The organism is Streptomyces sp. NPDC044106 (assembly GCF_056433985.1).
Genome location: NZ_JBWKFZ010000024.1, coordinates 97,001 through 109,417 on the forward strand (window position 1 = coordinate 97,001; position 12,417 = coordinate 109,417).

Genomic DNA, 12,417 nt, shown 5'->3' on the forward strand with positions numbered 1-12,417 from the left:
TCCTGCCCCCAACAGCCGCAGCAGGGACCGGCCGAAATTGGCTTGCCCCACGAACAGGGCTCGCCATAAAGTCGGATCACTTCGATGAGACGTTCCCCGGAAGCATGCCGCAGAGCGGGAGCGTCCCACCTCGTTGAGGTGCCGGAGGGGCGGCCACTGACTTTGTCGACCCTTCCTTTCGGAGGCTCCTTTCATGAACGTCGGTATCGGCCTGCCCATCGGCGACCCCCATGCCCTGCTCACCTGGGCGCAGCGCGCCGACGCCGGACCCTTCAGCACGCTCGGCCTGCTGGACCGGCTCGTCCACGACAACCCCGAACCCCTGGTCGCGCTCGCCGTCCTCGCGGGCGCCACCTCCCGCATCCGCGTCCAGACCGAGGTGCTGCTCGCCCCGCTGCGCGATACCGCCCTCCTCGCCAAGCAGGCGGCCACCTTGGACCGGATGACCGGTGGCCGCCTGGTCCTCGGCCTTGGCATCGGCGGCAGGGACGACGACCACCAGGTCACCGGGGTCGACAAGCGCACCCGAGGCCGACGCCTCGACGAGCAGATGGCGGTGATGCGCCGCCTCTGGTCCGGCGAGCCGTACGGCGACGGCGTCGGCCCGATCGGCCCCGCGCCCGCCCGGCCCGGCGGCCCCGAGGTGCTCTTCGGTGGCTTCAAGCCCGTCGCGCTCGAACGCGTCGCTCGCTGGGGGGACGGATTCCTCGCCGCCGCGGCGCCCTCGTGGGCAGGCGGCCTGTTCGACACCGTCCGCACCTTCTGGAAGGAGTATGGCCGCGACGGCGAACCGCGCATCGTCGCGCAGGTCAACGTCGCCCTCGGCCCTCAAGACGTCATTGACGATGCCCGGGCCCGCATGCACGCGTACTACACCTTCACCGGCATGGCCGACCGGATGGTCGCCGGAATGCTCACCACGCCCGACGAGATCCGCGATGCGATCGCCCGCTTCACCGACCTGGGCGCCGACGAGGTCATGCTCTACTGCTACGGCCTCGACCCGAATCAGGTGGACCGCCTCGCGGACGTCCTGTGACGGCTTGAGCGCGGGGGAGGGGAGGTGCCGGATGGTCGTCGAGGTTCAACCCCCGGCCGCCCCCCGCCATGCGCTCCTTGGCCGCCCGGCTTTCCATCACGCGCTACGAGTGACCCAGGCGGCCACCACCGCGGCGGCCTCCGCGGGACTGCGGCCGGTGGTGGTGAAATCCCGGCCCACCACGCCCCGGAGTTCTTCCGCATCCTTGATCGCGTCCTCGATCTCCTCGTGGCCCCAGCCGCGGGCGGCGAGGCGGGCACGTCTGTCCGCGTCGGCGCAATCGAGGCGAGCCCAGGAGACTCGTGGCGGGTCCACGGTGTCCGCGGCCGCACTGGCCCATTCATCGGGTGTCAACGGAGACAGGACCAACACGGGTCCACCGGACCGCAGCAGCATGGTCGCGATCTTCACCCAGAGCTTGTTGTAGGCGGGCCATACAGGGCTCGCCGAGGAGGAGGTGATGTCGATGCCCAGCAGGTTCCCGTCCGGGTCCGGAAGTTCGTCGAAGTCGACGGTGCCGAACGGGTACGCCTTCAGATGCCGCAGAAGTGTGGACTTTCCCGCACCGGGAGCCCCGGTGACGACGTGCAGTTTCGACAAACCCAGCCTTCCGTGATCCCCGATGACCCGCCAGCAGGTCTTTCTCGACCTATCGTCGGCCCAGTTTCACGCGGGGTCGGGTACCGGGACCCGCCTGAGGGGCGCGTCCAGGGCGCCGGGGTCGCCGGTGTGCGCGAAGCGGAGCCAGGCGGTGCGCAGGGCGAAGCCCAGGCGGTCCGTCTCCTCCCAGGGGGTACGGCCCAGCATCGGTGAGTCCTGCCAGGCAGCCCGGGAGCCGAGGAGCAGGGGCAGTTCGAGGCAGTGCGTGGCGCCGAACGGTGATCCGGTGGGGCGCCAGTCCAGGCGGTAGGCGTGCACCTGGGCGCCCGCCCGCGCGAGGCGTGCCCCGAAGCGGCCGAGCGGTTCCTGGTAGACCCGGCGGGTCGCGTCCGCCGGGTCGTCGCCCTCGTCGGGGAACGCGGACATGTCATCGGCGTTCCATCCGTACAGGACGTCGAGGCCGCGCACGTTGTCGTCGAGGTACGCGCCCAGGGCGGTGAGGGGAGCCGCGCCCTCCACAGGCAGGAACGCGGGCTCCATCGGACTGCCTGACCTGCGGAGATTGGCCACGGCCGTCTCGCGCTGCGCGGCCAGGACCGCGGGGACGGCAGCCGTGCGCGGGTCTTCCTCGAGCGCGTAGGCGAAGACGCGTCCCAGTTCGAGGGCCTGCTCGCGGGGGCGGGCGCTGAGAATGAGCGGGGCGCTCTGCAGGATGGCCCGGCGGAACAGCCCCTTGGCCTCGGGGAGTTCCATCAGAAGGCGGACGGAGATGGCGCCGGCGGACTGGCCGAGCACCGTGATGTTCCCCGGGTCGCCGCCGTACGCGGCGATGTTCCGGTGGACCCAGCGCAGCGCCTCCACTTGGTCGTAGAGGCCGAGGTTGCCCTCGGCGACCCCGTCGAGGCAGAGGTAACCCAGTGCGCCCAGACGGTAGTTGACGCCGACGACGACCACATCGCCCTGGACTGCGAGGGCGCCACCGTCGTACCAGTCCATGAGGCCGGCGCCGCTGCTGAAGCCGCCGCCGTGGAACCAGACGAGCACGGGCCTGGCCGAGGCGTCCTTCGCCGGAGTGACGATCGACAGGTTCAGGCAGTCCTCGCCCTGCGGCCGGGCGTCGCGGGGCGGGCCCATCACCGCGTCGAGGCGGGAGGGCAGCTGGGGGCAGATCTCGCCGCTCGACGGGCGGCTGTCGCCGTCCGGAACAGGCCGGGGGCGACCGAAGCGCTCGGCCGTGGCGTAGCGGATCGGGCCGGTACGGAACGGGTTGGTGCGGTCCGGTCCGGTGACCAGGGTGGCGCTGACCGGTCCGGTGCGCACCAGGTTGGGGCTGTCCGGTCCGGTGCGCACCGGGTTGGCGTTGACCGTTCCGGTACGGGCCAGGTTGGCGTCGACCGTTCGGGTACGGGCCGAGTCGGTGCCGGGAGAAGCCGCGCGCACCGGCTCCCCGGCTGCCGCCTCCCCGCCCGCCGCCTCCCCCGTCCGGTTCATGCTCGGATCCGTCATGCCTCTGCTCCCTCCGAAACGAGCACGGTCGCCCCTGGCGCAGTCTCCGGCACCACGCGGAACAATGCCACCACCCCTACTAGCCTGACCCCGCACATCGCCACGAGTTACCCAGTTCACGCCGGTCGACGAGGCCGAACGGATTGGTCGCGAACCACAGCCCGGCGGCCGCCGTGACGTTCAGAGCGAGGAACTGCCGGCCGGGCGCGCGGGCCAGGCTGGACGGAAAGGATCAGGTGTCAGCGCGGTACGCCGAGGCCGTCGAGGACGATGCCCACGGCCCGGTCGAGTGCCTCGCCTTCGCTGAGGTCCGTGGCGTATGCGAGGGCGCGCAGGAGGAGGGAGACGTCGTCACCGGTGACGTCGGGGCGCGCGGCCCCGATGGCCTGGGCGCGGCGGGATGCGCCGTCGAGGGCCGCACGGAAGGCGTCGGCCGTCTCGGTGACCGGCCGGTACAGGCCCTGGCTGTCGTCGTGCGGGGGCAGCAGGCGTGGTTCATGCCGCAGACCAGGTCGGGGGCCTGGGCGGCGAGTGGGTGAGACGCCGTGACCACGGCAGTGCTGGTCCTGCTAGCCAGAACCAGAAGCCAGTAGCCAGAGACCTTCAGCCGGTCTCACGTGGGCCGTGCGGTGGCACATCGGAGCCCGTTCGGGTGGAGAGCGGGTGCTGCCCTGTTACTCGGCGCTGCCGCCGCGGCAAGTGACATCGCGACAGTAGCTGCATATTCCAGGAGGAATATACTCATGCGCGTTCGCTCGACCATCCTCGCCGCCGCTCTCACCGTGTCCGTCCTGGCCGTCGGGGCAGGCGCGGCCGTCGCCAACGAGGACGACCACTACCCGCACCACGAGGTGGGCTACAACCACAAGGGGTTCGCCAGTAAGTACGACAGCGTCGGCGGCCCGCTCGGCATCGTCTGGGCCGAGGCCGCGGGTTACAGCCACGAGGGCATGGGCTACGAGTCCGGCGGCCGTCACTGACGCACGCGCTCGGCACCCGCACGATGACGCGGTGGTGAGGAGGGCTTCGGCCTTCCTCACCACCGCGTTTTTGCCGCGTGCGGCCAGGTGCCAGGGGCACCGCTTCCCGCAGGACCCCTGCTCCCGCCGAGCGAGTACCTCGCACCCGACCAAAGCGGTGCGGACAATGTCGTGTGACCGGGGCCGGTGCCACCGCACGATGGGCGCATGGACGACACGACCTTGGTATCCCGATTCCTCCGCGACGGCTTCGTGAAGTTGGAGGACGCCGTCGCGCCGCGCGTGGCCGCGGACTGCGCGCGGCTGCTGTGGCGGGAGACGGGCTGCGCCCCGGACGACCCGTCGACCTGGACGCAGCCCGTGCACTGGGTGGGCGGCATGGCACAGGGCCCCTTCGCCGCCGCCCCCAACTCCCCCTCCCTGCACCGCGCGTACGACCTGCTCGTCGGCCCGGGACGCTGGGAGCCGCGCTACTCACTGGGTACGTTCCCGCTGCGCTTCCCGCACGAGGAGGAGCCGGACGACGCGGGCTGGCACATCGAGGGGAGCTATCTGCCGGAGGGCGAGAGCTGGTACTTCACGAACCTGCGCTCCCAGGGCCGGGCGCTGCTCATGCTGTTCCTGTTCAGTGAGGTCGGCGAGGAGGACGCCCCGACCCGGATCCGGGTCGGCTCACACCTCGACGTACCGAAGGTGCTCGAGAAGTACGGGGAGGACGGCGCGAACGGGCTGACCCTCGCCCCCGACCTGGTGACGGCGTCCGACCACCGACCGGTCGCTCTCGCCACCGGCTCCCCGGGCGACGTCTTCCTGTGCCATCCGTTCCTGGTGCACTCGGCGCAACCGCACCATGGCGTGCGCCCGCGCTTCATGGCCCAGCCGCCGCTGATGCCGGCCGCGCCCTACGAAGTGGAGCGGGCCGACGGCGCGTACTCACCCGTGGAGATCGCGATCCGCCGGGGCCTGGGACAGGACACCCCCGGCCCGGACGGGAACGGCACCGACCATCGGCTCCAGGAGTGAACGGGCCCCCGCAGCGCATGCGGACACGGCGCGTTGCGCCTGTGCGCTTTCGACGCGCCCTTACGGGCGGCGCGGGAATTCCTACCGTGGTGAGGGTGGCCGGTCCACGGCCACGGTCACGTGCACATCAGCCGAAACGACGGAGGGATGCGTCATGGGTGCATCCGGTGGCGACATGGCGGTTGCGCAGCGCTCGGACAGCACGCCGCTGACGGCGGAGGAAGAAGCGCTGGCATCGGAATGGGCGAAGAGGGAGGCGGGCCCGGCGACCGAGGAGGCGTAGGAGATGCCGGCCGGTGGGCGGGGCGACGGCGCCGTGATGCCCTGGCCGACGGGCGGGACGGTACGGGCGTCATGCCCACCGCCCGACGACCGTGTCAGGACGGACACCGCGAGCATCGCCATCCCGGGCGTCGACCCCGCCAGCATCGACACCCCGAGCGTCGATCCCGCGAGCATCGACACCATAAACGTCGAAAGGGCGGCCCTGAGCCGGGGCAAGCGGCCGTGCTGGCGGCAGCAGGCCCACATCGAGGGCGTCATGTCCCTCTGGGCATGTGACCTGACCGACGTGGCCAACGGCGTACGAACACCCGGTGCGACGGGTGTCGGCAAGGGGCGGACACGGGCGGAGGCCCGGCTCCGTGCGCTGTGCGAGGCTCTGGAACGGCACCTGTCCGGTCCCGCGGCCATCGGCGCCACCGCCGTCCACTTCGCCGGAGCCGAGAAACTGGCCGACGGCCCGTTGGCACGCGAGGCGAGCGCACCGCTGCTGAGGAAGATGCACGGCAGTAAACTCCTCTGCCACACCTACCGGGCACTGCACCCCGGACACAAGGACGCCGCCGTACCGCTCTACCTGGGCGCGCCCTGGTACGCGGGCGACGAGGGGCGCAACCACCGGATCCGGCTCGGTGACCGCACCGATTACCGAGCCCTGTCCAGGTACTCCGTCAGCTCCGGCTACGGACTCGCCCCGACCGAGGACCAGGCCACCGTCCACGCCCTGCTGGAGACCGTCGAACGCGACGCGTGCTCGCTCCTGACCATCCGCACCCTCGTCCTCGGGCGAGCGCCGACCGGCCTGGACCCGCGCACCTTGCCCGGCGACCTCGCCAGCCTCCACACCGAAGCGCAGCGTGAAGCGGGCGCCCCCGTCCACCTCATCGACGCGACGAACGACCTGAACGTCCCCACCGTTCTCGCCTACGCCGCGCCTCGCGAGGGACATGGCCACCTCCGTGGCCAGGCCTCGTCCCTGACCGCGTACGACGCCGTGGCGGGCGCGCTCGCCGAACTCATCGAGTGCGCCGTCGCCCGCCGTCACACCCCACCTCCACCAGCCTGCCTCGACGCGCTGAAGCCCTACCCGGCACTGCACCGCTGCGCCCGCTTCGACCTGACGGACGTCCTCGCGCAGATGACCGCCACGGCGTACCGCGATCAACCGCCGCAGGCCAACGCCGGACCCATGGCCGGGGCCAACGCCGGAGCCCAGCTCGACGAGCTGCTCGCCCGCCTGTCGGCACGCGGATTCACCGCTTACCGGCGCCACTTGGCGGCCCTGCCCGGCGAGGTCAGTGCGGTGCACACTGTGGTACCCGGCCTGGAACGTTTCTTCGCCGTGGTCAAAGGAGCACTCATACTTCCCGGACAACGCGGCCAGACCTGCTGAGAACGCCAACGGCCGCGAGGGACGCCGTGACGGCGTGCCCTACTGCTGCCGGACGTACCGCCAGAGCACCTCGTCGCTCTCCCGGAGAACGAATCCGCACTGCTGGAGCAGGCGGTCGGCTGTCTTCTGCGGGAAGAGCCGGAAACGCAGGCTCTGGTGGGCGAGAACCTTCTCCTGCCGCTTGATGAAGTAGTCCTTGGTGTACCGGCCCTCATCGTCGACGACGACATGCTGGGCGTACAGGAGCCCCCCGGGCAGCGGCCTTTCGTGGGGCCGGTGCGGCCCTTGGACGCTGAGCAGCAGTGAGCCGCCCGGCTTGATGGAAGCGGCGGCATTCGCCATCCCGACGAGGTTGTCCTCCTCCTCCAACAGATGGCTGCTCAGCCATGACTCGTTCCCGTCCTGGACGATGTACCAGACGCCGCCGACCGAGTAGGCGGCGTCGAACGCGGAGGGAAAGGACATGTCCAGGACGTCATCGCGGAGAAGCCGCACCTGGCCGTCCAGGCGCTCGCGGGCCTGCGCCAGCATGCTGTCGGTGTGGTCGATGCCCGTGATCCGCAGATCGGAAGGCCCCAGTTCCAGCAGCCGCTCGCAGACCAGGCCGGTGCCCACTCCGAGTTCCAGCAGGTCCCGGCCGTCGCCGACGCGATCCAGGAGTGTCCGCGCGTAACGGTCGTAGTTGTAGTAGCCCGAGGTCATGACGAGGTCGTAGTACCGCGACAAGTCAGCGTAGGAATCCGGCATTTGCGGGACCGTAGTGGTGCCGCGTGGAGCAGGGCAAGGTGCGGATTCAGGCCGCATCCGGCGCGGGCGGCGACACGCGCGGCACCCCCGCACCCAGTGGCACTCACAGGCCTCCATGCACCAAGATGGGCGAGAAAGCTTTCCGGTAATGCCGCGCCGGTGTCTGTGGTGGGAGACCGGCAGGCGGAGAGGGGTTGAGGCCGTGGTCAGTGAGAACAGGGGATGGATGTTCCTGACGAACCACGCACGGGTGCTGCTGGCCATCGCGCACGATCCGGCCGTGCAGTTGCGGCAGATAGCCGCTTCCTGCGGGATCACCGAGCGGACGGCCCAGGCCATCGTGGCCGACCTGGAAGAGGCCGGCTACCTGCACCGCCAACGGGTGGGGCGGCGCAACCGATATACGCTCCACCTGGACAAACCCTTCCGGCATCCGGCCTATGCCGGACTTCCCGCACGCGCCCTACTGAACATCTTCGCCGACCAGCCCGCGGACACCGGGCCGCCTGCGGGCTGAGACGGAAAGCTACGGACATGGATCAAGAGACCGAGGCCCGGCTAGTGATCCGCCATGTCCCGGCGGCCCGGTCCGTGGTGCTCATATGCCTGTCCGGGGAGCTGGACCTCGACACCACCGCCGTACTGCGCGAAGCGATCGTGCAGGTCGCCTCGCGCCCCCGCGGTGGCCGCCGGCTGATGCTGGACCTGTCCGCCCTCACCCACTGCGACAACGCAGGCCTGTTCACCCTGCTCGGCATCTGCCAAGCGCTCGACGCGGTCGGCATCACGGTCGCCATCGCCTGGACCGGAACCGTCGCCGACACGGCCATCGAACGAGCCGGACTACGGGAGCGATTGCCCCTGCGCGTCTTCTGACCGGAAATTGAATAGAACGCAAATTCAAACTTGGTAATCCGTTCGGGGCGCGCGCCTGATCGTGCGTCAATCCTGAACGGGGCATACAGAAGTGCAGGGGTATACAGAAGTACGAGGGGTATGCAGAGGCGCCAAGGAAGAACGGGAACCTACGGCTGTGATGTATGTGACCGGCACGCACTACAGGCAGCGCGTCATGCCGTACTACCGGGCGTTCGGGTCTCGCCTGGGGTACACCGCACTGCTCGGACGCACGCGCCACTTCGGCTGGTACGAGGCCGGTGACGCACCCTGGAGATTCGCGGCGGCCATGCGGCGCATGGAGGTTGTCGCAGCCAGGAAGCTCGCCCTGCCTCCCGCCTCGTCCGTGCTCGATGCCGGATGCGGTGTCGGGGACACGGCGCGCACCGTCGCGAGGGTGAGCGGCGTTCATGTCACCGGGATCGACGGAATCGAGTCGGATATCGCCATCGCCCGGCGACGGTCGGCCGATGAGGCCAAGGGTGGCGGTGGCGGCGGCGGTGATGAGGAACGGCGCGGTCGCACGAGGTTCCTCCGAGCCGACTACCATGCGCTGCCGTTCGCGAATTCCTCCTTCGACGGCGTTTACACGATGGAGTCCTTCGTCCATTCACCGGACCTCTCACAAGGCCTCGCCGAGTTCTTCCGCGTACTGCGGCCCGGCGGGAAACTGGTGATGTTCGAATATTCGAGCACTCCCAGAGCCGAACTCACACCCGCTGCCCGCTCCGCCCTTCTCCGAGTCTGTGATCGTTCGAGCATGCCGGGAATGCTGACGATGACTCATGGCGAATTGGGGCGCCTGCTCGGTGAGACCGGTTTCACCCTGGAATCGGTCGATGACGTCTCCGCCAGGATCCTGCCCATGCTGCGGTCCTTCTCGACGCTCGGCTGGCTGCCGTACACCGTCGCACGCGGGTTCAGGTGTGGGGACCGCCTGGTCAATGCGATGAGCGGAGTGGAGATGTACCGGCACCAGAACACTTGGCGCTACACCATCAACGTCGCCACCAAGCAGGTGCCTCGGGACGGGCATACGCGATCATGACCCCATGAACTCTCGCTTCCTCGGTATACCCGAGCTGGCCGACGCCCCATCCGCCCCATCGGTGGCCGTCGTGATCGATGTCATGCGTGCTTTCACGGTGGCAGCCTGGGCCTTCGCCCAGGGGGCGGAGAAAATCGTTCTCGCCGAGTCGCTGGACGAAGCACTGTCGCTCAAAGCTCGCCACCCGGACTGGGTGGCGCTCAAGGACGGCCCGCCCGCGCCCGGCTTCGACGCCGTCAACTCCCCGGGCCGACTGCGGTCCCTGGACCTCGGCGGACGCACCGTCGTGCAGACCACGGCGGGAACGGTCGGCGCCCTTGCGGTCAAGGAGGCATCACTGGTCCTTTGCGCCGGTTTCGTGGTGGCGGAGGCGACGGCTCGGCTCTTGCGGATACGTGAGTGCGGCAGCGTCACGTTCGTGGTCACCGGCGAGGACGGGCGCGCCGACGAGGACCTGGCATGCGCGCAGTACATCGCTTGTAGGGCCACTGGGGCGGGGACGGACGCGGCCGCGTACCTCCGCCGTGCCGGAGAGTCTCGCGCGGCCGCGGAGCTGACGGAGGGGGTGCGCCAAGGAATCCACCCCGACGACGTCGCACTCTGCCTCGAACTCGACCGGTTCCCCTTCGCCATGGTGGCGAGCGAGGAGGACGAGCTCATGGTCCTACGTCCGTGCGCCGTACCCTCTCCCTTTCCCTTTTCGTCTCCCTCCACCTCTCCCTCGCCGATCGACGAGGCTACGGACTGATCACTGGCGTTGTCGGCGTCTCACGGGCCGTTCCGGTCGGAGCGGGGACGGCTGGCGGGCCTTGGGGGTCATGCCGTCGAGGAGCCGATGCCAGGTGGGGGAGAGCACCTCGTACGGCAGGTGCATGCCGCGGGTGCATCCCACGCGAGCATCGACGTGGCGAGGAGGCCGCGCTGATCGAGGCACTCTCATCTCCCTGCCGCGGCACCGATCTCGGTCATCCAATGCTTTCGACGATGCGGAAGTCGCGCTCGACGCCGTCGGAGAGGGCGACCAGCGCCTCCTGGTAGGCCGCACTCTCACGGGCCGCGACGGCCTGCTCGAAGCTGTCGAACTCGATCAGGATGGTGCGCCCGGCGATTCCGGCGTCGTATGCGGCGACCCGACCATCACGGGCGAGGAGCCGCCCGCCCCCGAGCCGGACGGCCGGACCGGCCAGCTTGTTGTAAGCAGCGAGCTTCTCGGGGTCTGAAATGGTGCGGTAGACGCTGACCCAGTAGGCCTTGGGCATGGAACCTCCAGTGTGGGGATGAGTGCATTTGATTTGCAGGTTGATCTCGAACTGCTTCGATTTTCGAATCACTATGATGCTTCGAGAAGCGAAGCGCAAGAGTGAGAAGGAGTGAGTATGGGAGCCAGAGCGCCACGTCCGGGTGTGCCGGTGCGGGGGTCCGAATCGGGTCGTCCAGTGATGGCCGCGCTCGACCTGCTCGGACGGCGTTGGACGATGCGGATCCTGTGGGAACTGAGCCAAGCTCCGGCCGGCTTCCGTGAGTTGCAGCGCCGATGCGAGCGCATGTCCTCCAGTGTGCTCAGTGCCCGGCTCGAGGAGCTGTCCAACGCCCGCCTGCTCGCCCTGGACGGTGATGGCTACCGCCTCACCCAGCTCGGCCGGGATCTTGTCGAGGCACTGAACCCGCTGGACGCCTGGAGTCGACGGTGGGCCGAGGAAATGGGTCCGGCGACGGCAGGAGGGCTGGAGTGATCACCGCGTAGCGCGACGTCAAGGAGTTCATGCTGCACGCCGGAGTCGACCATGGGGCTTACCGCTGGAGGGCCGAATACTCCCGGTCACGGCGTACTGGCGAACCAACTTGACGCTGCGTCAGCTTGCCCTGCGTTCGGGGCCTCGAAGTCGTCAGCCGACCGCATCGTCGACCACCTCGGCCTTCTGCCCGCACTCCAGCCCCCGCATAAGGTTCCGACTCAACCCCCGCTGCCCCGCGCACACTCACCCGGAGATCATTGCGGGGCAAGCCTTACGACCCTGTGCATGGTTGTCGGCGGGACGCTGATCGCGGGATTCTGGACGGGCGAGGAATGCTTCGCGTGCGGTGATCGTGGGCAGCCCGCAGATCACCGGGCTGTCAACGGATGTGATTGCCCAACTCATCGCCGAGGTTGGGCCGTTATGGACTGAGCAGAGGAAGTGACGTCTTCAGGCGCGGCCGCGACAGCGCGCCCTGGGGGCGGGTGCTCGGTACAAGCTGGTCTTCGTCGACCGGCTGCTGGCCACGCTGGTCCACCTCCGCCATGGTGTCACGCACCACGTGCTGGCCTCCTGGTTTGGCGTCGACCGGTCCACTGTCACCCGTGCGATCGGTGAAGTGAGACCGCTGTTGGCAGAGCGAGGCTGCACCGTGGCACCGGACATCCGGCTGCGGACGATGGCCGATGTCATCCAGTACCTCGGTGCAAGTGGACGGACAGCGATCATTGATGCCACGGAGATCCGGGTCCGTCGGCCCATGCCAGGGGCCGACGGACGCGACCGGTACATCTCGGGCTCGTCCAACTCCGCGCGACGTTCCGCTCAGTCACCTCGGGATCCACCATGCGCCAGATCGTAGGGAGGGGAATGAGGCGGCTGACCGGATCGGATGAACCGCCCTGCCCGACGATCTACATGCTGGACACTGCCCCACCACCAGCTGTCCCCGTACTCGTCTGAGTGCACCACCGAGTACAGAGTTATGTGCACCACTGCTCAGGCCACGTCGGTGTCCCGCTCGATAGCTTGGAGACGGTTCTTCAGCCGGTAGCTGTTGCCGTTAATCGTGACGACCTCGCAGTGGTGCAGGAGACGGTCGAGGATTGCGGTGGCAAGGACCTCGTCGCCGAAGACCTGACCCCACTCGCTGAAGGTCTTGTTCG

At 69.1% G+C, this 12,417-nt stretch carries 17 protein-coding genes and 1 pseudogene; 12 read left to right on the forward strand and 6 right to left on the reverse strand.

Features of this window, described 5'->3' with window-relative positions:
- Positions 1-193: 193 nt before the first annotated feature.
- Entirely contained in the window at positions 194-1,039 is an 846-nt protein-coding gene (locus tag AC07DI_RS33125; protein ID WP_478908245.1) for an LLM class flavin-dependent oxidoreductase, read from the forward strand.
- Between the two features lie 96 nt (positions 1,040-1,135).
- Here the strand turns inward: AC07DI_RS33125 and AC07DI_RS33130 are convergent, their stop codons facing one another.
- From AC07DI_RS33130 to AC07DI_RS33140, 3 genes are all read right to left on the reverse strand, one after another.
- On the reverse strand, positions 1,136-1,639 hold the full coding sequence (locus AC07DI_RS33130; RefSeq protein ID WP_478908246.1) for a hypothetical protein: 504 nt from the start codon (positions 1,637-1,639) through the stop codon (positions 1,136-1,138).
- A gap of 66 nt (positions 1,640-1,705) precedes the next feature.
- The gene (locus tag AC07DI_RS33135) at positions 1,706-3,145 is read right to left on the reverse strand and encodes a carboxylesterase family protein (protein ID WP_478908248.1); all 1,440 of its coding nucleotides are present in this window, start codon (positions 3,143-3,145) and stop codon (positions 1,706-1,708) included.
- Positions 3,146-3,384: 239 nt separating this feature from the next.
- On the reverse strand, positions 3,385-3,651 hold the full coding sequence (locus AC07DI_RS33140; protein ID WP_478908275.1) for an SbtR family transcriptional regulator: 267 nt from the start codon (positions 3,649-3,651) through the stop codon (positions 3,385-3,387).
- A gap of 237 nt (positions 3,652-3,888) precedes the next feature.
- Here AC07DI_RS33140 and AC07DI_RS33145 point away from each other — a divergent pair, with 237 nt between their 5' ends.
- The 4 genes from AC07DI_RS33145 to AC07DI_RS33160 all read left to right on the forward strand — a co-directional run bounded on the left by AC07DI_RS33145 (position 3,889) and on the right by AC07DI_RS33160 (position 6,823).
- Entirely contained in the window at positions 3,889-4,125 is a 237-nt protein-coding gene (locus AC07DI_RS33145) for a hypothetical protein (protein WP_478908250.1), read from the forward strand.
- Between the two features lie 207 nt (positions 4,126-4,332).
- Positions 4,333-5,148 carry a phytanoyl-CoA dioxygenase family protein gene (locus AC07DI_RS33150; RefSeq protein WP_478908252.1) on the forward strand — a complete coding sequence of 272 codons (816 nt, stop codon included), beginning with the start codon at positions 4,333-4,335 and terminating at the stop codon, positions 5,146-5,148.
- A gap of 154 nt (positions 5,149-5,302) precedes the next feature.
- Positions 5,303-5,431, forward strand: coding sequence for a hypothetical protein (locus tag AC07DI_RS33155; RefSeq protein WP_478908254.1), 129 nt, complete (start codon positions 5,303-5,305; stop codon positions 5,429-5,431).
- Between the two features lie 3 nt (positions 5,432-5,434).
- Entirely contained in the window at positions 5,435-6,823 is a 1,389-nt protein-coding gene (locus AC07DI_RS33160; protein ID WP_478908256.1) for a YcaO-like family protein, read from the forward strand.
- Positions 6,824-6,862: 39 nt separating this feature from the next.
- Here AC07DI_RS33160 and AC07DI_RS33165 read toward each other — a convergent pair whose 3' ends face one another.
- Positions 6,863-7,570: a class I SAM-dependent DNA methyltransferase gene (locus AC07DI_RS33165; RefSeq protein WP_478908257.1), complete on the reverse strand. Its 708-nt coding sequence runs from the start codon at positions 7,568-7,570 to the stop codon at positions 6,863-6,865.
- Between the two features lie 202 nt (positions 7,571-7,772).
- Here AC07DI_RS33165 and AC07DI_RS33170 point away from each other — a divergent pair, with 202 nt between their 5' ends.
- The 4 genes from AC07DI_RS33170 (at position 7,773) to AC07DI_RS33185 (ending at position 10,263) form a co-directional block, all read left to right on the forward strand.
- Entirely contained in the window at positions 7,773-8,087 is a 315-nt protein-coding gene (locus AC07DI_RS33170) for a helix-turn-helix transcriptional regulator (protein ID WP_478908259.1), read from the forward strand.
- A gap of 17 nt (positions 8,088-8,104) precedes the next feature.
- Entirely contained in the window at positions 8,105-8,446 is a 342-nt protein-coding gene (locus AC07DI_RS33175; RefSeq protein WP_478908261.1) for an STAS domain-containing protein, read from the forward strand.
- A 160-nt stretch (positions 8,447-8,606) separates the two neighbouring features.
- Entirely contained in the window at positions 8,607-9,515 is a 909-nt protein-coding gene (locus tag AC07DI_RS33180; RefSeq protein WP_478908277.1) for a class I SAM-dependent methyltransferase, read from the forward strand.
- A gap of 4 nt (positions 9,516-9,519) precedes the next feature.
- Positions 9,520-10,263, forward strand: coding sequence for a 2-phosphosulfolactate phosphatase (locus tag AC07DI_RS33185; protein WP_478908263.1), 744 nt, complete (start codon positions 9,520-9,522; stop codon positions 10,261-10,263).
- Positions 10,264-10,480: 217 nt separating this feature from the next.
- On the opposite strand, the gene AC07DI_RS33190 is transcribed toward AC07DI_RS33185, so the two are convergent.
- On the reverse strand, positions 10,481-10,774 hold the full coding sequence (locus AC07DI_RS33190) for a DUF1330 domain-containing protein (RefSeq protein ID WP_478908265.1): 294 nt from the start codon (positions 10,772-10,774) through the stop codon (positions 10,481-10,483).
- A 117-nt stretch (positions 10,775-10,891) separates the two neighbouring features.
- Between AC07DI_RS33190 and AC07DI_RS33195 the strand changes: the two genes are divergently transcribed.
- From AC07DI_RS33195 to AC07DI_RS33205, 3 genes and pseudogenes are all read left to right on the forward strand, one after another.
- Positions 10,892-11,248 (forward strand): winged helix-turn-helix transcriptional regulator, encoded by a 357-nt coding sequence (locus tag AC07DI_RS33195; RefSeq protein ID WP_478908267.1) that lies wholly within the window; start codon positions 10,892-10,894, stop codon positions 11,246-11,248.
- 13 nt (positions 11,249-11,261) lie between these two features.
- Positions 11,262-11,452: pseudogene (locus AC07DI_RS33200) on the forward strand (transposase family protein); the annotation flags it as partial.
- Between the two features lie 298 nt (positions 11,453-11,750).
- Positions 11,751-12,113, forward strand: coding sequence for a helix-turn-helix domain-containing protein (locus AC07DI_RS33205; RefSeq protein WP_478908279.1), 363 nt, complete (start codon positions 11,751-11,753; stop codon positions 12,111-12,113).
- 137 nt (positions 12,114-12,250) lie between these two features.
- On the opposite strand, the gene AC07DI_RS33210 is transcribed toward AC07DI_RS33205, so the two are convergent.
- Positions 12,251-12,417 (reverse strand): ATP-binding protein (locus tag AC07DI_RS33210; RefSeq protein ID WP_478908281.1); only part of this gene is annotated, 167 nt, incomplete at its 5' end.